18 protein-coding genes are annotated in these 21524 nt (G+C 45.1%); 10 read left to right on the top strand and 8 right to left on the bottom strand.

The features are described from left to right. Positions 1–54 precede the first annotated feature (54 nt). From ACE1CD_RS06055 to ACE1CD_RS06045, 3 genes are all read right to left on the bottom strand, one after another. Positions 55–2142, bottom strand: a complete 2088-nt coding sequence (locus ACE1CD_RS06055) for an NAD(P)H-quinone oxidoreductase subunit 5 (protein WP_374798954.1) — start codon at positions 2140–2142, stop codon at positions 55–57. A gap of 272 nt (positions 2143–2414) precedes the next feature. Beyond that, complete coding sequence (locus tag ACE1CD_RS06050) at positions 2415–2798, bottom strand: thioredoxin family protein (protein ID WP_374798952.1); 384 nt, start codon at positions 2796–2798, stop codon at positions 2415–2417. Positions 2799–2978: 180 nt separating this feature from the next. Next, the gene (locus tag ACE1CD_RS06045) at positions 2979–3692 is read right to left on the bottom strand and encodes an NnrU family protein (RefSeq protein WP_374799174.1); all 714 of its coding nucleotides are present in this window, start codon (positions 3690–3692) and stop codon (positions 2979–2981) included. Positions 3693–3893: 201 nt separating this feature from the next. Between ACE1CD_RS06045 and ACE1CD_RS06040 the strand changes: the two genes are divergently transcribed. Together ACE1CD_RS06040 and ACE1CD_RS06035 are read left to right on the top strand one after the other, a co-directional pair. Then, a complete protein-coding gene (locus tag ACE1CD_RS06040; protein WP_374798950.1) occupies positions 3894–4916 on the top strand; it encodes a LysR family transcriptional regulator in 1023 nt (340 codons plus the stop codon). 623 nt (positions 4917–5539) lie between these two features. Then, positions 5540–8776, top strand: coding sequence for an ATP-binding protein (locus ACE1CD_RS06035; RefSeq protein ID WP_374822387.1), 3237 nt, complete (start codon positions 5540–5542; stop codon positions 8774–8776). Between the two features lie 14 nt (positions 8777–8790). Here ACE1CD_RS06035 and ACE1CD_RS06030 read toward each other — a convergent pair whose 3' ends face one another. Then, entirely contained in the window at positions 8791–9519 is a 729-nt protein-coding gene (locus ACE1CD_RS06030; protein WP_190461998.1) for a Crp/Fnr family transcriptional regulator, read from the bottom strand. 268 nt (positions 9520–9787) lie between these two features. Between ACE1CD_RS06030 and ACE1CD_RS06025 the strand changes: the two genes are divergently transcribed. After that, positions 9788–10765, top strand: a complete 978-nt coding sequence (locus tag ACE1CD_RS06025; protein ID WP_374822384.1) for a DALR anticodon-binding domain-containing protein — start codon at positions 9788–9790, stop codon at positions 10763–10765. A 177-nt stretch (positions 10766–10942) separates the two neighbouring features. Here ACE1CD_RS06025 and ACE1CD_RS06020 read toward each other — a convergent pair whose 3' ends face one another. Beyond that, positions 10943–11797: a Cof-type HAD-IIB family hydrolase gene (locus tag ACE1CD_RS06020; protein ID WP_374822381.1), complete on the bottom strand. Its 855-nt coding sequence runs from the start codon at positions 11795–11797 to the stop codon at positions 10943–10945. A 192-nt stretch (positions 11798–11989) separates the two neighbouring features. On the opposite strand from ACE1CD_RS06020, the gene ACE1CD_RS06015 reads away from it, so the two are divergent. From ACE1CD_RS06015 to ACE1CD_RS06000, 4 genes are all read left to right on the top strand, one after another. Then, positions 11990–12121, top strand: coding sequence for a hypothetical protein (locus ACE1CD_RS06015; protein WP_374822379.1), 132 nt, complete (start codon positions 11990–11992; stop codon positions 12119–12121). A 373-nt stretch (positions 12122–12494) separates the two neighbouring features. Beyond that, entirely contained in the window at positions 12495–13262 is a 768-nt protein-coding gene (locus ACE1CD_RS06010; RefSeq protein ID WP_374822376.1) for a PEP-CTERM sorting domain-containing protein, read from the top strand. Between the two features lie 129 nt (positions 13263–13391). After that, positions 13392–16349 (top strand): DNA polymerase I, encoded by a 2958-nt coding sequence (polA, locus tag ACE1CD_RS06005; RefSeq protein ID WP_374822374.1) that lies wholly within the window; start codon positions 13392–13394, stop codon positions 16347–16349. A gap of 63 nt (positions 16350–16412) precedes the next feature. Then, complete coding sequence (locus ACE1CD_RS06000; protein ID WP_374798939.1) at positions 16413–16712, top strand: hypothetical protein; 300 nt, start codon at positions 16413–16415, stop codon at positions 16710–16712. Positions 16713–16743: 31 nt separating this feature from the next. Here the strand turns inward: ACE1CD_RS06000 and ACE1CD_RS05995 are convergent, their stop codons facing one another. Continuing rightward, a complete protein-coding gene (locus ACE1CD_RS05995) occupies positions 16744–17619 on the bottom strand; it encodes an SDR family oxidoreductase (RefSeq protein ID WP_374822371.1) in 876 nt (291 codons plus the stop codon). A 259-nt stretch (positions 17620–17878) separates the two neighbouring features. Here ACE1CD_RS05995 and ACE1CD_RS05990 point away from each other — a divergent pair, with 259 nt between their 5' ends. From ACE1CD_RS05990 to ACE1CD_RS05980, 3 genes are all read left to right on the top strand, one after another. Further along, the gene (locus tag ACE1CD_RS05990; protein WP_374822368.1) at positions 17879–18307 is read left to right on the top strand and encodes an element excision factor XisH family protein; all 429 of its coding nucleotides are present in this window, start codon (positions 17879–17881) and stop codon (positions 18305–18307) included. Then, positions 18283–18630 carry a XisI protein gene (locus ACE1CD_RS05985; protein WP_374822365.1) on the top strand — a complete coding sequence of 116 codons (348 nt, stop codon included), beginning with the start codon at positions 18283–18285 and terminating at the stop codon, positions 18628–18630. The genes ACE1CD_RS05990 and ACE1CD_RS05985 overlap by 25 nt, the downstream gene beginning before the upstream one ends. Positions 18631–18943: 313 nt before the next feature. Continuing rightward, complete coding sequence (locus tag ACE1CD_RS05980) at positions 18944–19507, top strand: thermonuclease family protein (RefSeq protein ID WP_374822362.1); 564 nt, start codon at positions 18944–18946, stop codon at positions 19505–19507. A gap of 2 nt (positions 19508–19509) precedes the next feature. Here ACE1CD_RS05980 and ACE1CD_RS05975 read toward each other — a convergent pair whose 3' ends face one another. After that, a complete protein-coding gene (locus ACE1CD_RS05975; protein ID WP_374822359.1) occupies positions 19510–19818 on the bottom strand; it encodes a LapA family protein in 309 nt (102 codons plus the stop codon). Between the two features lie 195 nt (positions 19819–20013). Then, positions 20014–21459, bottom strand: a complete 1446-nt coding sequence (locus tag ACE1CD_RS05970) for a phosphoglucomutase/phosphomannomutase family protein (protein ID WP_374822356.1) — start codon at positions 21457–21459, stop codon at positions 20014–20016. Positions 21460–21524: the final 65 nt, after the last annotated feature.

Below are 21524 nucleotides of genomic sequence, written 5' to 3'. Positions count from 1 at the left end.
TGCTGTGAAGCTGACATTGCGATCGAACACGCCCCTAAAAAACCAACGCTACGATCAAGTCACCCCAAAGAAAATCACTCCCAAGAGGACTGCGGCAAACACGATGAGCGCGTAGAATTGAGCGCGGCCCGTTTCAAAGTATTTCAGACCTTCACCGCTTAAGAGTGTCACCAAGCCGGTCAAGTTGACCGCACCATCGACGACTTTGAGATCGACTTCCATAACTGCCCTAGCTAAGCGACGGCTACCTTGAATGAAGAGCAAATCGTAAACTTCGTCAAAGTACCACTTGTTCTTAGACAGTTTGTAGAGAGAGGGGATTTTGGCAGCGATCTCACTCGGATCGATCTTAGCCAGCAAGTACATCAAAGTAGCTAACGTTATCCCAATTAAGGATATCCCCACAGAAGTACCCGCCATCACCAGAAATTCCGACAAACTTTCGTGTCCGGCTTCTGCGTGTAACTCTGTAGCTAATTCGGTCGCTGGATGGATGAACTCCTCAAAGTAATTGCCAAAAGGTGTTCCCACCAAACCAATCAGTATAGAAGGAACTGCCAAAACCATCAGCGGCAGAGTCATCGTGATGGGTGATTCGTGCGGTTTATCGCTGTGGTGATGACCTTCGTGTGCTTCATGGTCATCGTGACCGTGCGCTTCTGCTACAGTCAGTTCTTGAGGATTCATGGCACCTGGGCCAAAAGCCAAGCCCTGACTTTGTAACACTTCTGCTTTAATCTTGTTGCGGATATTTTCATCTTTACCTCGGAATTTACCTTCAAAGGTAGTGAAATACATCCGAAACATATAAAAAGCAGTTATCCCAGCAGTCAACCAGCCGATCGCCCACAGAACTGGATTAGCTTGGAAAGTAGAACCCAGAATTTCATCTTTTGACCAAAAACCTGCAAAAGGCGGGATACCGGAAATCGCCAAAGTCCCGATCAAAAAGGTAATCGCAGTAATGGGCATATATTTCCGCAGACCGCCCATCATCCGCATATCTTGAGCGTAAGCCGGGTCGTGACCGACGACTGCTTCCATACCGTGAATCACCGACCCAGATCCCAAAAACAGCATCGCTTTAAAGTAAGCGTGAGTTGTCAGGTGAAACAATCCAGCACCGTAAGCGCCTACTCCCATCGCCATCACCATGTAACCCAACTGGGACATAGTGGAATAGGCGAGACCTTTTTTGATGTCATTTTGGGTAATTGCAGTAGTTGCGCCCACAAAAGCTGTCACCGCACCTGTCCAAGCGATGACATTCATCGCCGACGGTATACCTTCAAACACTGGGTACATCCGCGCAATCAGGAATACACCAGCGGCGACCATCGTGGCGGCGTGGATGAGGGCGGAGATCGGCGTTGGGCCTTCCATCGCATCCGGTAACCAAACGTGGAGGGGTACTTGAGCGGATTTGGCGACTGGGCCCATAAATACCAAAATTGCAAATAGTGCCGCCAAACCTGCACTGAGATAACCCGATTCTACAAAAGCTTGTAGTTTAGTTCCAATGACATCAAACTCAAAGCTCCCGGTCGCCCAGTATAAGCCCAGGATACCCAGAAGCAAACCAAAGTCGCCGACGCGGTTAGTGACAAATGCTTTCTGGCAGGCGTCGGCGGCGGCTTTGCGATCGTACCAAAATCCGATCAGCAAATAGGAACACATCCCGACGAGTTCCCAGAAAATATAAATCTGCACCAAGTTGGAACTAACCACCAAACCCAACATAGATGAGCTAAACAAGCTCAGATAGGCGTAGAAGCGCACGTAACCTGGGTCGTGAGCCATGTAGCCATCTGTATAGACCATGACGAGGAAGGCTACGGTGGTCACGACGACTAACATTAGGGCTGTCAGATGGTCGATCGTATAGCCCATTGTCAGGTGGAAATTACCAGCTGCTGCCCATTCCAGAGTACGGGTGTAGGGTTCGTGGCCTTGAAATTGACTCCAGAACAAGGCAAAGGACAAAACCATTGCCGCGCCTAGCATCGATACCACAAACACGGCATTTAACTGCCGCAGCTGGTTAGTAAATTTGTTAAATGAAATCAGCCCGATGCCGACTAACATGGCCGCTAAGAGCGGCAGGACGGGTATTACCCAAGCATACTGATAGATCGGTTCCATCACGGATGTCTACTTTAAAGTTGTTCTCTCTAGTTGGCAAAACCGTTAATAATTGTGGCACACACAGGATTGCTTCATCTCTGCCACGAGTTAGGCCAAATCTTAAAAAAAACTGGTTTTTTGGGATGTCCGAGTCGCACTGATGAAATTTTTGCTTCAAAAAAACCCGCTTTTCGCATTAGTTATGCGATCGGTTACCATAACCGAAAAATATCCCACCCTAATATACCAGGGTGGGATATTTTAATTATTTAACTTGCTATCGGGGCAAATTAGGCAGAGAAATGTTGATATTCGATCGGCTGTAACCGTTGCTGTTTGCTATGCTCTGCACAACCGAGGGAAATCAACTCCAGTACCGCAGAAAGATCGTCCCGATTCCGGAAGGAATCGAAACGATAGGCGATTTCACCATCTACAAATAAAATTAGCGTTGGCAGTGTTGTCAGTCGATAACTGTGGGAAATTTTAAAATTTTCATCAGCGTTAACGCACACTACCTTGACTTTTTCGCCCAATTTTGCTTGAAATCGAGCTAATTGGGGGGTTATCAGCTTACACAAACCACACCAGGGAGCCGCAAAATGAACCAGCACCGGAGTGGGAGATTTTAAAACTTCTTGTGAAAACGTCCGCTCGTTAACCGACAACAGCATGATCCCTCAAGCTATGGTTTATATGGGTTTGATATGCAGTTGGGATCATGTTACATCGATTCGGGATCGTCTGACGATAGAGATCGCAAATGGTGACAAAAAATAATTATCGAGAGTGGAAACAGGAGACAGGAAAGCAAGAAAGTTTTCTTGCTTTCCGCTTTCATTACTTTATTCCCATCACCAGTTGACACGGGCAGTAGCTTGAATTAAAAGAGGGTGACAATACCACAATAACAAGACAAAAACACCTACCCCAAGATAGGCTGGCCGAATAAATTCTTGCCATTGTAAAGTTTGACGACCTTGGACGATCGCAAGAAAGGGTATTGCAGAGGTACGGGCTTTTACGGCGGTAAATGCTTCGCCGTAGCGAGACAGGAGGCGGCGATCGCCATGCCATACACCGAATAAATGATGCAAAATCAAACCTATTGATGTAATCAGGGTAAAAGTGGTGCCGATCCAGAGCGTGTGTGCAACGCACCAGATAATTTGTCCTACCATTTGGGGATGCCTGGTGACGCGAATGATACCGGTTTCGTAAAGATGAACTTGCGGTTTCTCGATCGCGGCAATTTCCAACAGGTTAAACGTGGCTGGATAAAGAAACAGAAACGAAACTGCCGACAGCAACCATACCAGAGGCTGAACTCCAGGAACGCCCTGTACCTGCCACAATTGCAGTCCATCGTAGCGATGGTTAAAAAAGTAAACGATCGTCGCGACGGCGAGAGGTAGGCTGACACTGGCAAACAGGATGCGATAAGCTCTAGGCCCAATGATTTTTTCGCCCCACTGCCGCAAAGCAGCCAAACCGCTATGGGCGATCGCAAAACCCAAAAGCAACCCCAGAATCGTGAAATGGCTCGGAGTCAGCCAAGCAAATGACATCATATTACTTAAGCAATTTAATTCAAACGGATTCCCGCACAGCTTATGTCAGAGATATTCTCAGTGGAACCGATCCCTTGTTATGTTAATTTCGATTTCAGCAGAGGCATCACAACGGTAAATCGCTATCAGCGCCAATTACAACCGAAATATTCATAGTTTTTCGGCCCAAGGCTCCTTACACCTTTCTGGTAAGCCAGTATGTCTGACCTTCCTTTCACACTAGATCAGTTGCGTATTCTCAAAGCGATCGCCGCTGAGGGAAGCTTCAAACGCGCTGCCGACAGTCTTTATGTCTCGCAACCCGCCGTGAGCTTGCAGGTACAAAACTTAGAGCGGCAGTTGGATGTGCCGTTGTTCGACCGAGGGGGCCGACGGGCACAACTCACCGAAGCAGGTCATCTCCTGCTCAGCTATGGCGAAAGAATAATATCACTTTGTGAAGAAACTTGTCGCGCCATAGAAGATCTCCAAAATCTCCAGGGTGGCACTTTGATTGTCGGGGCATCTCAGACAACGGGGACATACTTGCTGCCCCGGATGATCGGCTTGTTCCGACAAAAGTATCCGGATGTGTCAGTACAATTGCACGTTCACTCTACTCGCCGAACTGCCTGGAGTGTGGCAAACGGACAAGTGGATCTTGCCATTATTGGCGGTGAAATTCCTTCCGAACTTGTAGAAGCTTTAGAAATCAAGCCTTACCTAGAGGATGAGTTAGCGTTGATTTTGCCCGTCTTTCATCCTTTAGCAAAAGCCGATATCATCCACAAAGATGACCTTTACAAGCTGCAATTTATAGCTTTAGACTCCCAATCCACTATTCGCAAAGTGATTGACCAGGTGCTGAGTCGTTGCAGCATCGATACTCGCCGTCTGAGAGTGGAGATGGAATTGAACTCGATCGAGGCGATCAAAAATGCAGTGCAGTCAGGCTTGGGAGCGGCTTTTGTCTCCATTTCGGCAATTGAAAAAGAGTTACAGATGGGTATCCTCCGCCGCGCCACAATTGAAGATGTGGTTGTCAAGCGGATGCTGTCGGTGATTTTTAATCCCAATCGTTACCGCTCCAAAGCCGCAGAAGCTTTTAGCATGGAAATTCTGCCTCAGTTTGCCCATCCCGGATGGGGAAAAGAGCTTTTAGAAACACCGTCCCTCACGGGAAATTCCCATAAATTTCCTGCACAAGAAGAGACGAAAACTATCTTCAATAATGGCAGTTGAAGAGACTGGGGACTGGGAAATTTTAAATTTGAGATTTGAGATTTGAGATTGTATTCAATTTCAAATCTGCAATCTGTAATTTTTAATTCCTGAATCCCCACTAACTAACACTAAATTCCTATGTATGGAAATCTATTGCACCCGTCCAAACTGCCCCCGCCCCTCAATGTGTTCTCAGACTTGGACGATAGTTTTTTAGCATTTTAGCAAGCTACCAAATCGTTGCGAAAAATAGATTTTTGTAAACAAATATTGAGTGTATAAAAATCGAGTTGGTTTGCCAAGACCCAATTACGCGATCGCTTCACAATGCTTTACAAAGAGTTTCTAATACGAATTGTTGACAACGCATCCGAGGGGTAGACCTTTCAGGGAAAATAGAATAAAAAATCACATCTTTTTTTAGTGATGGCCATAGCCAATGAAAGTGGCTGGAGAAGGGCTGTTTTGCAAATTTAAGTATCCCTTCTCATTTTGTTCTGTAACTCAGCCAACTTGAGTAACGCGGTCAATCCATTCAAAAAAAGGCACTTCGGTGGCGATTTGTTGAAAATTTATCTAAATCTAAGTCGCGTAAAAAGTATCCATCCGGCAAGAGCGCTTTCTTATTATTGAGAAACTAAATGAAAAACCAGACTCCAGCACGAATCATACTAGAATTGACAGCTTCAAACTGGTATTTTTGCTTACAAGTTCTGCAAAGAGCGTTGGAATCAGTTGGATGGATAAGAGCTTTACTGATAGCAGGCGAAAACTCAGATCTGTGTAAGAAAATAGAGCTATATTGGTTGGAAATAATAGAAGCTTCTTTGGGACTGGAGTATAGAAAACCGGGAGTAGAAGAGCTTTACCCGGTGCCCAACAATGAATCTGCTGCATACTGTTATTCATCTGCTACTGAAGCAGAAGCATTGGTCAAAGAAGAATGTAAGGCGACGGCGATCTTTACTGTAGGATCTTTGGCAGAGCTTTACCATCTGAGAAATTCTGACGATCGCGCTTGGCATAGCAAAGTTGTAAATTCTCCGGCTTCCGACAACAATCTGCAAACAAACTCTGCCAAAGCAGCTCGCACAACGGGAGAAAAGAAGGGCGAATCTATTCCACCAATACAGCTTGTCAGTCTGTCAGGAGTAGAAGCGAGTGTAATTGTATTATCTAGCGATCTGAATTTATGGATGCAGATAGACCCACTAAAAACGCCAGAAAATATCCAGCAAAACTGGCGAGTTTCTCTAATTTTCGATCCGCACAAAATTGTCGAATTGCTTGCTATCCCAGCGATCGCAACTGCTCTACCTTACTATTCGGAATTGATGGCGGCGGATCTGACGAACAACAATAGCATTGTCAAACGGTTGTGGCTGCAACTGCTGTCGTTGCTTCAACCATCTCGTGCGATCGCGCCAGCGCAACAAGATCGCAGTTCTGATGCTGTCAAGCAAATAGAAAAGCATGAGAACTGGAAAGAAAACACACTTAAACTTGCTTCTAATCCGCAAATGTCGAGTACCTCAGTATTATCTTCATCACTTTTAGAGAGTGCATCCATACCTGTGCTGCTAGAACCACTGTTCTGGGAGTCGCCGATCGGTATTCTTTGCGAGAGCTTAGATGGAGGTATTCTCAGAGCAAATCCAGCTTTCGAGAAATTGATAGGTTACACAGAAGCACAATTGCGACGACTGGATTGTCGAGCTATCAGTCATCCGGAAGATTTCGCGGCGGAAGTTAGGTGTATTCAGCAAATAGTCAGGGGAAGTTTACAGCGACAAACGCTGCAAAAGCGCTATATTTGCCGAGATGGCACGATTGTCTGGACAGAAGTGACGATATCGCAGATCGATAGCGGCGAAGCAGACGATCGCTACTTACTGGTATTCGTAAAAGATTTAACCACTATTCAACGAGCGGAACAGGAACTGCAAAAGCGGCGACAGTGGGAAGCGCTGTTGAGCGAAATAGCCGCCACGATCCGCAGTTCGTTCGATTTTCCCAAAATTTTAGAGATTGCGGTCAGGCGGCTGCGATCGGTTCTCAATACCGATCGGGTGCTTGCCTATCAGTTGCAATCAGACCAAAGCGGTGTTTGCGTAGCGGAAGCAGTCGAGCCTGCTTACCCGGTAATTTGGCGGCAAACTTTTTCAGCGGAAACAATTCCCACAAGTTATCTGAAAGCTTACAGCCAAGGTCGCCTTTGGCATACAGCAGATATCTACAGAGAGGCTTTATCTGTCTGCCATCAACAAATGTTGGAAGCAATGAAGGTACGCAGTATGATGGCAGTGCCAATTCAACGCCCAAATGAAGAGTTACAGGAAGAAGGTGTGCGTCCTTTGTGGGGTTTAATTTTTGTTCATCATTGTCGTACTCCCCGACAGTGGACGCCAGACGAACAACAGCTGGTGCAGGCTGTTGCCAATCAGGTGGCGATTGCTTTTGAGCAGTCGCTGAGAGTTCAGCAACTGCAAGCATATACTCAAGAATTGGAAGAACGGGTAACAGAACGAACTCGTTCTTTGGAAAGATCTCTGCAATTTGAGCAACTGATTCGCAACCTAACGAAGGTGCTGCATCAGGTGGATCTTGATGAAGACCAAATGCTGCAAGTAGCAGTCGAAGGTTTAGTAAAAACGCTGGGAGTTGCAGGTGGTTATGGATGCCTTTTTAACAGAAACAATGGTGTACTGGAGGTGCGTTACGAATATTTGAGAAAGACAGAGATTTACAACTTTACTTCCCACTCGTTAGCACAAAAGCATCAGAAAAGCCAGCAAAACTCTCCTATAACTGGTAAATCTTTGCTGGGGGTGTGCTGGGCGCTAGAGGATTTGTCTGAAAGTAGCCGCAATGGGCTTTTAGCTGGAAAAAGCTGTTTTATAAGTAATCCATCACAAAAGTCGATCGCGCTTGGCGAGAGCGAAAGTTTAGCGATCGTGCCTATTTTTGATGCACTGGGCTTAATCGGTGCTATTTGTCTGCGTGCGGGCACAAGTGAAGCACCTGCTACTACTCCACGTCCATTGGAGGCAGATGAAATTCAGCTAGTCGAGCAAGTGGCGAGTCAATGCGCGATTGCGATCGACAGATCCCGCACTTGGCGATGCTTGCAAGCACAAAACCAGGAACTGGCTACCCTCAATCGCGTCAAAGGAGAACTGATTGCCAACACCAGTCACGAGCTGCGGACACCCTTAACCGCTATTCTCGGTTTTTCAAGTGTCCTCATCCAAGAATGCTTCGGGACACTCAATAGCAAACAGAAAGAATATGTGGAACGCATCAATAGCAGCGGTCAACACCTGCTGGCGCTGATCAACGATATTCTCGATCTTTCCCGGATTGAGGCAGGTCGCTTGGAACTGGAACCGCAAATAGTTTTTATCGCCGAAGTAGTCGAAAGCGCGATCGACTTGATCCGGGAGCGGGCCCAGGAACAAGGTTTGACTCTGGATGTTGAACTAGATCCTGACTTAGAGTACTGCGTGGCCGATCCCAGACGCCTCAAACAAATGCTGTTGAATTTACTTATCAATGCGATTAAATTTACTCCAGCTGGAAAAGTTGGTCTAAAAGTCTATCGTTCTCACCTTTTATCGGAAAGCGGCTCTACGGACAAGATTAATTTTCTTGTTTGGGATAACGGTATCGGCATCGATTTGGAAGATCAAGGGAAACTTTTTTCTCCTTTTTCGCAAATTGATAGTTCTCTATCGCGTCGGTATCCGGGAACTGGGTTAGGATTGGCGATCGTGCGGAAATTGGCAGAACTCCACGGAGGGTCGATTACGCTAGAGTCTGGCAAGGGGCAGGGGGCACGCTTCACCCTGTCTTTGCCCCTGCTTTCCTCTTCCGAATAACAATCCCGGTTTTTTTAGCGACGCAGTGCCGTATCGGTGGGCAAACAGATCAGATTGTCGTCTTGGGTATGAATTAATCCCCTCTGGCGTAACTTGCCCATTAAGCGAGTGACTGTCACGCGAGTCGAACCGATCGCGCTGCCAATTTGGGCGTGGGTGAGAGTCCAGGGGAGAGAGTAACCTTGTTCGCAGGGTTCGCCAAATTCCTCAATCAACAGGGTGAGGAATCCTAACAGGCGATCGATCGTGCGGCGTTGTCCTAGAGTACTCAGCCACAGTAATTTGCGCTGGTGCTGGTAGCGAAACGCATCTAAAACTTCTCGCCGGAAGTGGGGCCAGTTGTCTAGGTCGTGCCAGTACATCCACACTACGGCTGTTTGATCGACGTGGGCGTAGCTGTGGAGTGTAAATGGGGACTGAGCTACAATTTCAAATGGCTGTCCGGCACCTACAAAGCCTAAGAAGGCTTCCTCTTGGTTAAGGGTGGAGGCGCGAGAGTTAAGGTTACGATGGGTGGCGCTCACTTGGGCAACACCTACCATTCGCACAGCACCTCGCTGTACTAAATACAGCAACCCAGGTCTGGCTGGAATTTTTTCGTCTTTGCTGAAAGTGCGACACCGATAATGTTCGTTAGCCCAGTCTAATATTCGCTGCCACGTTAAAAACGGTCGCGATGCTTCCGGTCGCAGTGTATCTGAGCTTACAGGGTTTGGTTGTATGGAGAGAGACTGTTGCACCATAGGTTGGGAGGCCAAAAAAGGGCTTTAATGGGACGTTTATCGACAGGGTGGTTTTTGGGTAAAACCGAGTCATCGGGCAATATTAAAACTAGATCCGCTTTATAGCATCTTTATATAAGTTTTACTGTAAATTTAAAGTAATAAAAGATACCTTAGATTTTACTAAATTATCAAGGCTGGGAGTTTGTTATTTGTTATATTTGATGCAAGTTACTACCGTAGATAGATGTAACCGATGTAAAAATATGACGTGGCTCGGTAAACAGCTGTGAATGAAGATTTACCGATGATGGATTTTCCTGCGATCGCATATGCGCTGCGGCTCTACTTACAAGAGGCAATGGATTTGCTCAGTCAAAAGCTAGGTATTGCAGATCCTGACATTAGCTTCGATCGGGATGTGCAGGGTAGGAACGCGACCGGAATTTTTGATGTATACCAATTTCAGAATCAAACACAGATACTTTACGTGTCGCCCATCGCGCTCAGGCTGTCAAAGTTATCGAGAATACCAACTGCGGATTTGGCAGGTGATCTCGTAGATGAACTCTACGGATTAGGGGAAGAGCGTTACCCGGAGATTAAAAGATATTTTAACATTAAAGTCGCAGAGCGAGGCTGGATTCACTGGCATTTGAGTGATTTGGCTATATCAGCGTGGTTGCAGCGTTTGGTTGAGGGTGAGAGAGGAGGTAGAGGAAAGAAAGAAAAGATTTATTCTCTCACTCCCCCACTCCCCCCCACTCCCCCCCACTCCCGACTCTCTCAAGGAGTCGCCAGTCAAGATTCCGCAATTTTTGCGATCCAGTACGCTCATGCTCGCTGTTGCTCGCTGCTGCGGATGGCGCACCGAGAAGGTGCGATCGCGCTGGCAGAAGCCGATCCAGAAACGACTCCGACGCACTGGTGCATTGTCTCCCCCAAGGCGATTCCGTGGCTGACAGGTGAGAAAAAACTGCGGTTGGTACACCCAGCCGAACGCACTCTGATTTGCTCTTTGTTTGTGTTGCTGGATACTTTGTATTGCCCCTCGTCTTCTGAGCGTGCGATCGATTGGCAGAAAATAGCGCTGGATCTGGGCCAAACGTTCGAGACGTTTTATAGCCGATGCCGCATTTGGGGTGAGCTGAAGACAGAAGATCCGAGTCTGTCTCAAGCGAGATTGGGGTTGTTCGCAGCTACTCAACCCTTTCTACGCTTGCTTTTGGAGGACTTTTTAGCAGTGTCTGCCCCACTGGAACTATAAGTTTATTTAGGCAATATCTGCCAAAATGGGGTGATAGTTATCAAAATTTAATATATAGAAAGGGATGACAAAACTAATTCAGCTCTTGTATAGTGACTACTGTGTGAGGAGCGAACCAGTTGGGAGACCGAGACGAAACACGGCCAGTCGTCGGTCTCCTTTCTGATCGAAGGCGTTTTAAAGGATAAATTTTTCAATGGCCGCGACAACGCCGTCTTCTTCAACGCTGGGAGCTACCCAATGGGCGATCGCTTGTACGTCGAAAGGGCCATTTGCCATCGCTACACCGACACCGGCGTACTCAAGCATTTCGACATCGTTATAGTTATCTCCAACCGCCATCACGTTACCAGACTCCAATCCTAGAATGTCTTCAGCAAGGTAACGAACGGCAGTACCTTTGTTCACCCACGGGTTGGTAGCTTCAAAAAAGGTGGCTACGGATTTGGTAAGGTAAAGTTCTGCTGGGGTGTACTGCTGCTTTAAGGAACCCAACAAACGCTCGATCGTATCGGTATCGTCGCTGAGCGCTAATACTTTAGTAGGACAAATATCTTCTCCGTTATCTCCTGTGAGCGCTAGGCGCAAGTCGCCTACTGGGATAGGCTCGATCGCAGAACGTTGTGAGTAAATCTCTGTCTCGGGGGTAATTTGACGGACGTAGAGTCGATCGTTGATGTAGAAGTGTACGGAAAGCAGCGATCGCAATTCCGGTTGCTCGAAGTAGTCTAGCAGTTGCAAGGCAATTTTCTTAGCTACTGGCAGATGACGCAGCACTTTTTGAGTGGCTGGGTCTTTAATCAATGCTCCCTGGTAAACTATCAGGGGTAGTTGCGAGTTTATGTCTTGATGGAAGCGCAAAGCAGAACGGTACATCCGACCAGTCGCGATCGCCACCTGTACTCCTTTTGCTTGCACTGCTTTAATTGCTTGTTTGACCGGTTCGCGAATTTGATTGGACTCACCTGCGATCGTTCCGTCGATGTCTAAGACCAAGAGTTTTATCTCTCGATCGGCTGCGCTTTGCTGCATAGTTTTTGTCCGTACTCCTCAATTAGTTTGCCATACCCATAGGTGTTACCCCCATAATTTAGCTATGTAGGGGCCATGCTTTTTAAGTATAAATACTTAGTTCACGAGCATAGCATCAATATCTGCAAAAAGCAGATCGATAAATTTGTGGAAAATACGGTATTACCTAACCATTGATAAAGGTTATTTTATATGACATCGCCAAGAGTTGAAATTTATTTAGGCAAAGAATACAACCAAAGCTTTGTCTTGTGGGTTATCAAGTTTATTTCGTGGGCGATTTTTATTTGGGGTTTATCTACGGGTGCTTGGATAGATAAATAATCTGGGGACAGGTAGGCAAATAATGCGAACAGTCATTTTTGCTTAAACCTTGCTGAACCAGTTTATTTATAGTCTTTATTACGTCGCTAATGGTTAAGTAAACCATTAGTAATTTTCTATTTTTATAAAAAATCAAGGGCTTGCTAGATCGACCGAAAGGGTGGATTTGAAGCTTCTCAAATCTTTCCTAAAAATTGGGTAATCAAAGCCTATGGGGATAATTGTGCAAAATTTGGCTATAAAAAAGAAAAGTTCATAAATGCAGCAATAAATTTAAAGATTTAAAGAAGCATGGCCGAAATAGTAGACGCTCAAAATTAGAGCCAGTAATAATGTGATTGAGATAGAGCAAAAAAGTTCCCGGAGAAATTCAATGAAAACAAAATTATTGGCAAGTCTGACATTTTCTGCTGCTGCTGCGATCGCCGGCTTGATAGCACCAGCCCAAGCAGCTTCTTTATATAGTGGAGAAATGTTTGGTACTGGGGGTCTGAAATTTCTTGAAGATACTAAAGTTGATTTCACATTTAACGAAACTCACGGTAGTTATCAATCAACGGTCAAAATTTTTGAGGTAGGTGCTAATAACAGCCTCACTTTCATCAAAAATTTATTTTCCGAGACAAAAGGTTCCGATAATGGCAGTGCAAACGGTTGGCTGGGAAGTTGCGGAAATACGGTGGCGTATACACCCGGTACGACAAGCTGCACGAACACCTACACTTTTGAAGCTGGTAAAGTATACACTTTAGGACTGGACAGCGGTAGTGATGGAAAGGTATACACCACAAGTGCATTGAATACTACAGCTAATGGCACGAAACTGCCTAACGGTGTCAGCGAAACACAGCAAGCTGTATTTAATTCCTTTGGTTCCCTCGGACAAACGGACGGAACTATATATAGTGCAGCCAATCAAAGTCAATATCAATCAGGCGATCCTTTGGCAAATATTGTCAGAATTGGTTTCGACGATCGCGGCAATGGCAACGATAAAGATTTCCAAGATGTTACCATTTGGGCAAGTGCATCGAGAATTGAGAAAGCATCAGTACCCGAACCAACTGTATTGGCTGGTTTAGCGTTGACAGCAGCAACTCTTTCTGTATCTCGTCGCCGTCGTAATGCTAAAAACGGTTAGTTTTGAGTGGATCTACGTTAATGGAATTTCAAATTAATGAGTTTAAGCCGTGAGCTGGGATCGCCAACGGCTTTTTAGTAATTTAAATTGACAAACACAATTTCCGGCAGTCTGGTTAAAATGAGGATTATGTCAAAATCCTCATCTGCTGCACCGGAAAATTTACCTGCGATCGTTTTGGTTGACGGTCATTCGTTGGCGTTTCGCTCCTATTATGCCTTTGCCAAAGGTCGCGATGGTGGTTTGAAAACGAAAACGGGAATACCGACAAGTGTGTGTTTCGGTTTCCTCAAGTCGTTGTTGGCAATTATCGAGTCGCAGAAACCGGACGGAATTGCGATCGCATTTGACTTGGGTTTGCCAACTTTCCGCCATGAGGCAGATGACACCTATAAAGCCGATCGCGCAGAAACTCCAGAAGATTTTATCGCCGATTTGAAAAATCTTCACGAACTTCTCGACGCTTTTAACTTACCAATTGTAACCGCTCCTGGCTACGAGGCCGATGATGTGTTGGGAACCTTGGCAACTCAGGCGAGTGCAGCGGGTTACAAGGTGAAGATTTTAAGCGGAGATAAAGATTTATTCCAATTGGTTGACACCGATAAAAGAATAAGCGTTTTGTATCTGGGTAGAAACTTCTTACAGCGCGGTAGCACCGCCGGACTGGCAGAGTTTGGGCCAGAAGAAGTCAAAGAAAAAATGGGAATTATACCAGAACAAGTTGTTGATTACAAGGCTCTGTGCGGCGATACTTCTGATAATATTCCCGGCGTTAAGGGAATAGGTGATAAAACAGCGGTGGAATTGCTGACAGAGTACGGTTCGCTTGACAAAATCTATGCTTCTTTGGATGCAATTAAAGGTGCGAAGAAAACCAAGTTGGAAACTGGGAAAGAAGCAGCTTATCATTCTCAGCACTTGGCAAAAATAGTGACTGATGTCCCTTTAAATCTAAGTTTAGAAGATTGCAAACTGAAGGGTTTTGATAATGCAGGTTTAGAACCGCTACTGGAAAAATTAGAATTCAAAACTTATTTGAAAAAAATCAAGGAATTACAGCAAGCATTTGGTGGAATTGCTGAGGATGTGGGCGGGCAAGATGCCCACCCCACAAGACAAGATACGGACACAAGAAATGAGGAAACAACTTTTGATTTTCCCGAATCTGAAGATTTGGCATTTTTCAGTTTTGAAGAAACGCAAGCTGCACAAAAAAAACCAGATTCTGCAATTACACCTCAGATTATCGATACTCCAGACAAACTGAAGGAACTGGTAAAGCAACTGCAACTTTGCACGAATTCAACCACACCTGTGGCGTGGGATACAGAAACAAGCGATTTAGAACCGCGAGATGCTGAATTAGTGGGAATTGGCTGTTGTTGGGGAATAAATCCAGATGAGATTGCTTATATTCCAATTAGTCATAAAAAAGGCGCAAACTTAGACAAAGCAGAAGTTTTAGAGGCATTGCGTCCGATTTTGGAGAGTGATAAATATCCGAAAACGCTACATAATGCGAAGTTCGATCGCCTAATATTTCGGTCTCAGGGAATTAAGCTGGCGGTCGTTGCATTTGAAACCATGCTGGCTAGTTATGTTTTGAATCCAGAAAACAGTCACAGTCTCAGCGATTTGACACTGCGATATTTAGAAATAAATATTCAAAGCTATGCAGATTTAGGAATACCGAAAGGTAAAAATATCGCCGATTTAGATATCGCCAAAGTGGCAGATTACTGCGGAATGCAAGTCTATGCCACATTTCAACTCGTTGCCAAACTGCGCGAAGAACTAAAAACCGCTGCCAAACTATACGATTTGCTGCTGGAGATCGAACAACCGTTAGAAGCAGTGTTAGCTGAAATGGAATATGTCGGCATTAGAATTGATGCGGCATATCTGAAAGAACTATCGCAAAAGCTAGAAAAAGATTTAGAAACGATCGAGCAAAAAGCTTATGATTTTGCGGGAGAAAAATTTAATTTAGGTTCCCCTAAGCAGTTGAGTCAGCTACTGTTTGAAAAGCTGAAATTAGACACGAAAAAATCTCGCAAAATCGCGACGGGTTATTCTACCGACGCTGGGACACTGGAAAGACTGCAAGGAGATCACCCAGTAGTTGATGAAATTCTCGAATATCGCACTTTATCTAAATTGAAATCAACTTATGTCGATGCGTTACCCACACTGATTCGATCGGATACTCAGCGCGTGCATACAAATTTTAATCAAACAGTTACTGCAACTGGAAGGTTGTCTTCTTCCGAACCGAATTTGCAAAATATTCCCATTCGCACTGAGTTTAGCCGCCTGATTCGCAAAGCTTTTTTACCAGAAGATAATTGGTTAATGGTATCGGCGGATTATTCGCAAATTGAGTTGCGAATTTTGGCACATTTGAGTCAAGAACCTGTGCTTGTTGAAGCATATAAAAATAACGAAGATATTCACACCGTCACGGCGCGAATAGTGTTTGAAAAGGAAAAAGTGACTTCCGACGAACGCCGTTTGGCGAAAACGATTAACTTTGGCGTAATTTACGGAATGGGGTCGCTGAAATTTTCGCGATCGACAGGTGTAAATAAGACAACTGCCAATGATTTTATCAAAAAATTCTACGATCGCTACCCCAAAGTTTTTGAATATTTGGAGAGGATGAAACGGGAAGCGATCGCACACGGTTACGTCGAAACAATTTGCGGACGCCGCCGCTATTTCAACTTTGAAAGTGATAGCGTTCGCAACTATCTAAATGCTAACCCAGACGATATCGACTTCGATAAACTCAAGAAAATGAGTGCGTCAGATGCACAATTTTTACGCGCTGCGGCTAACGCACCCATTCAAGGTTCCAGCGCCGATATCATCAAAATTGCGATGATAAAACTGCATCAAATTTTACAGCAATATCAGGCGCGTTTGGTATTGCAAGTGCATGATGAATTGGTCTTTGAAGTTCCCCCGTCTGAATGGGAAGAATTGCAACCTAAGATTCGAGAAACAATGGAAAATGCTGTGCAATTAAGTGTGCCGTTAGTAGTTGATGTTCATGTTGGGTCAAATTGGATGGAGACGAAGTAAAGCAAATTTAGATGCGCTCTTCTTGCATTATTTACCATATAGTAAAACCACAAAAGTTTATTTATGGACACATTAGGTAAACTCCAAGTTCTCAAAGACACTTACTCTGACCAAGAGGAACTCGATCGAATCTTAGGAAAACTGCTCGAAATCGCTCTCAGTCAACATCGAGAAAGCTTACAAAAGTACGAACAATCTTTAAGCGAATTTGAGCGGCAGTACAACATAAAATCTGATGTGTTTTACCAACGTTTTGAGGCGGGTGAATTGGGAGATGATATTGATTTCTTTGAATGGTCTGGTTTATATGAACTTCGCCAAAACATTCTAGAAAAAATACATCACTTGGAGTTAACGGTGTGACAATTATTACGACATTAAAAGTTCCCGAAAGTTAAAAATTTCCCCGTAACGCTTCCAACTCTTCACGTAAAGACAAAGGTTGATATCCCAAAGCAAAAGCTTTTAAACTATCCAACGAAACATCAGCAGGTCTAGGTGCAGCCATCGGTACATCTTTTTGCAAACAACCTTTCAAGTTTTCTTGCGGAAGTTGAAGTACTTCTGCCATCAAGCGACCGAATTCATAGCGCGAAATTCGCTCTTTTCCACCCAGATGAATGATGCCTTCAACTTGTTCTAGCGCTAATAACAATCCACTTGCGGCTGTTATCCCGCTAACGGGTGTTCTGAATTCATCTGTAAATAAACTTAACTCTTTTCCTTCTTTTAAAATCTTGATAAACGGCTGAATAAAGCTAGTAGCACCAGGCGGCGCAATGCCAAACATTAAAGGCATTCGACAAATGGCTGTTTTGGGATAGCGTTCCAGCATACCTCGTTCAGCCATAACTTTTTGCTCGCCGTAAACGTTGACAGGAGAAACAGAATCTGCCTCGCGATAAGGAGGATTTAGGCCATTAAAAACCAGGTCGGTGGAAGTGAAAGCGCAAGATATGAAATAATCCGCACACAATCCAGCAATATTCAAGGAAGCTGTGACATTAATTTGGTATGATTCATCAGGATGATTTTGACAAAAATTGGGATTGGATTGTGCGGCGGTATGAATAACTGCGTCTGGCTGAATTTCCTCAAACAGGCGTTTTAGCTCTTGAAAATCTCTCAAGTCTGCTTTGACGATATTGATATCTGGAATATCAACTGATTTAGAAAGATAAGTTCCATAAACTTGCCATTGTTGTTTGGCTAGGTGACACAAGTTCCATCCTAAAAAACCGCTACATCCTGTGACTAAAAGTTTTTTCATAAAGGTGAGTATTGCAAAAAAAACGGTGAAGAAAGGAAGACTTAACCCCGCATACCCCTACCCCTTCCTACAAGGAAGGGGGAAAGCGGAAAAACTTTTTTTAGCTGGAAGGGGGAGCCGGAAATGCGCTCTGCTTGCTATTTTAGGGGTAAGGTAAGAAAAAAAGTTTAATATTGGGTCGTCAAAAGCTATCCATGCGCCATAGTTCGGAAACTCCGGTGTATAAAATAGACATAGGAGTCTAAACAAGACAAGTTTCATGCCCGCTAAAGACCTCTATCATGATACAGTTCGCACCGCCCTTATTAAAGACGGTGGGACAATTACTGATGACCCGCTCATTCTGAAGATAGGGGAACGCTCCACGTTTGTTGACCTGGGTGCTGAAAAACTGATTGCGGCTGAAAGAGATTCTGTAAAAATCGCTGTCGAAATCAAAAGCTTTCTTAGTCCTTCTCCTATTAATGATCTCGAAAATGCTTGGGGACAATTCTTTTTGTATGCTAGAGCGCTCCAAAGAAGAGATCCAAACCGTCGTCTATACTTAGCCGTCAGTCGCAACACCTTTGACACTTTGTTCCAAGAGGAAGCCGGAAAAATCCTGTTAGAAGAACCTGGTTTTAGCATCATAGTTTTTGACTCAAACAGTGAGGAAATAATTTTATGGATACCGCAAATCAACCCCTAGAGCAATGGCGTGAAATTCTGGAGAATATTCTCCAATATTATGCGGATATTCCTTATCGTTATGGTGATGTGATTACTTATGTTATTGTCAGCCGCGATCGCAACCATTTTATGCTGGTACACGAAGGCTGGGAAAATGACCGAAGAGTTCATGGCTGTATCGTTCATGCGGAAATTCGCAATGAGAAAATCTGGATTCACTATGATGGAATTGAAGATGGCATCACAAATGAACTTGTCGCTGCTGGAGTACCTAAAAATCGCATTGTCCTCGCCTTTCATCCTCCTCAAGTTCGAGAGCATACTGGATATGCTATTGCATAGCCTCTGTAAAGTTGAGCATTTTGTAATGCCGATCGCTAAATTCATGCTTGATAAGCATCTTGTTAAACTAAATCCGGCTTGATTACCCCCTTTTTTAAAGAACCGCGTTAGCGAAGCGATTCGCGATCGGGAATTAGACGCAAAGAGCGTGAAGAGAAGAGGACGAAGATAAAAGGGATAGCGTTCCCCGGATTTGGTATTAGTCCTCGCCACTCACTCAACCTCAAGCCACTATGTCTTTAGAAATTATTTCAGTAATTCATATTGATTCGGCGTAAATAAGTTGATAGGTCAAAGTTAAAATTGAAAATGTATGAGTTACAAAAAATCGATCGCGTCCTCGCTAAAATGTCTCGGCGTTGCTTTCCTGATTCTCACTTTAACAGGATGTCCGAACCGTCCGGGACAAATTACTTACACCGTCAAACGAATCAGCGATGGAGATACACTCGCGGTCACAGACTCGAAGGGAGAAAACTTTACTGTGCGTTTCGCCTGTATTGATGCACCGGAAGTTCCCCATTCCCAAAAGGAAAAGCAAAGCACAAAATTGGTGGACAAAAACCAATTCAAGTGGGGAGTAAAAGCGCAGGGTCGGGTGCAGCAGTTGGTGAAACAAGGCGATCGCGTTACCTTAACTTTAACCGATACCGATCGCTACGGTCGCAAAATCGGTGAAGTCCGTTTACCTGACAACGTTTTCATTCAAGAAGTGTTAGTCCGCGAGGGATTAGCGTTGGTGAATCGTCCCTACTTGAAAAACTGTCCCAGTGCAGCTATTGTGGAGCAGGCAGAAGCGGAAGCAAAGAAAGCTAGACGAGGTATTTGGAGCGATCGCACTTTTGTGGCTCCTTGGGAATATCGTCGCATAAAATAATCTTACCAATCTTGCGATCCGGTTTCTAACCAATCACTTCCGCCGGTGGATTGACGATTTTCTGGCACATCGTCCTCAAAATCATCATCCGATCGATTTTCTGAAGGTATAAATAAAGGAAAAGCGATCGCACCTCCCACTACCCCAAGACTAGCACTAAAGGCCAGCACCACACCAACCGGCAGTTTAATTGACTCGAATCCCAAAAACTTCAGAGAAACTTGGGTAGCATTTTGAACTGAGAGGATGGCGATCGCTCCGAGCCATATGGCTACGATCGAGGAAGTGAGTAAATTGGCGATATTTTTCATACATTGCCGCAATCGCGATCGAAACAGACTATATCTACGATGCTAAGACAAATCTTTGCGATCTTAGAAACCCGGTTTGCGATCTTAGAAACCTGGTTTCTTCAAGAAACCGGGTTTCTTATTCTTCAAGAAACCGGGTTTCTTATTTGAGAAACCCGGTTTCTGATTCATCGCTACTTAACTTCGATCGACAACTCAAACAACTGCTGGCGCAGGCTTAAGGTTGTTGATGATATTTTCCATGTATTCGGCAATTTGCGCTTGTTTTTCGGGAGAATTGGTTTCTATGTAAACGCGCATCAGCGGTTCTGTTCCCGAAGGACGCAGCAACACCCAACTACCTTCTTCTAAGTAGAGTTTGATACCGTCTTTGCGACCAACTTCTTTCACTTTAATCGTTGCCACTTCTGCGGGTGGATTTTTAGTGAAAGAGTCGATGACAGCAGCTTTGTGCGCGTCATCGAGGTGCAAGTCCAGGCGCAGGTTATAAAGTGGGCCATTAGCTTCGGCGATCGCTTCTTCCACCAACTGACTCAGCGGTTTACCTTCGTAAGCAACAGCTTCTGCTACCAGCATATCTGCCAACACGCCGTCTTTTTCGGGAATGTGACCGATAATACTGAGTCCACCAGATTCTTCACCACCGATCAGCACCTGCGTCTCGCGCATTTTCTCGCCGATGTATTTGAACCCTACTGCGGTTTCGTAAAGCGTCAAACCGTACTTAGCAGCAAAATTATCCAGCAAGTGGGTGGTAGCAACCGTGCGAACGATCGCACCTGTTTTGCCTTTATTCTTGACCAGGTGACGCGCCAACAACAGCAACACGGTGTTGGGAGTAAGCACGTTTCCTTGTTCGTCTACAATACCAAAGCGATCGCTATCTCCATCCGTCGCCAAACCCAAATCTGCGCCATCTTGCTTGACCGCATCGACCAACTCTACCAGCTGTTCCCCTTTCGGTTCCGGCATTCCGCCGCCAAACAAAACATCCCGGTACGTATGGAAACTTTCCAAATCGCAACCGCTATGTTGCAACACCGTATCCAGGTAACCGCGAGAGGTAGAATAAAGCGCATCGTATTTGACCTTCAGCTTCGCGCTGCGAATGCGTTCCACATCCAGCAATGTGTAAATAAATTCCAGATAAGCCGGTTTCGGGTCAAAAGTTGATATTTTGTCAGAATTGCTTCCCGATGGCGGCGCATCCGTAGCACCTTCAATATTTGCTACAATTGTATCCGTAATTTCCGGTGTAGCTGGGCCTGCATAATCGGGGATGTACTTAATGCCGCAATAGGGCGCTGGGTTGTGACTGGCGGTGAACATGAGCGCCCCAGCCGAGTTGAGATGCTTGGCATTGTAGGCAATTACCGGAGTCGGGCAATCGCGATCGACTATTTTTACCGTCCAACCGATCTCAGCCAGAATCTGAGCCGCTGTGTGGGCAAATCGATCTGCCAAAAAGCGGGTATCGTAAGCTATCAAAACAGGTCTGTCTTTGGAATAAGCTGACTCTAGGTAACTGGCGATCGCTCGCGTCACCTTACACACATTAGGGAATGTGAAATCATCAGCAATAATCCCCCGCCATCCATCCGTACCAAATTGAATCTTTTTCGAGCTGCTGCTAGCACTCATTTGAGCCACGTCCTGTCACTTCACCATCCATAGTATAGGAAGCGTGTCATTCAGGAGACAGCAGC

The sequence above is a fragment of the Aerosakkonema sp. BLCC-F183 genome (genome assembly GCF_041929145.1).
Taxonomy (GTDB): Bacteria; Cyanobacteriota; Cyanobacteriia; order Cyanobacteriales; family Aerosakkonemataceae; genus Aerosakkonema.
This window is presented reverse-complemented; position numbering and strand designations above follow the sequence as displayed.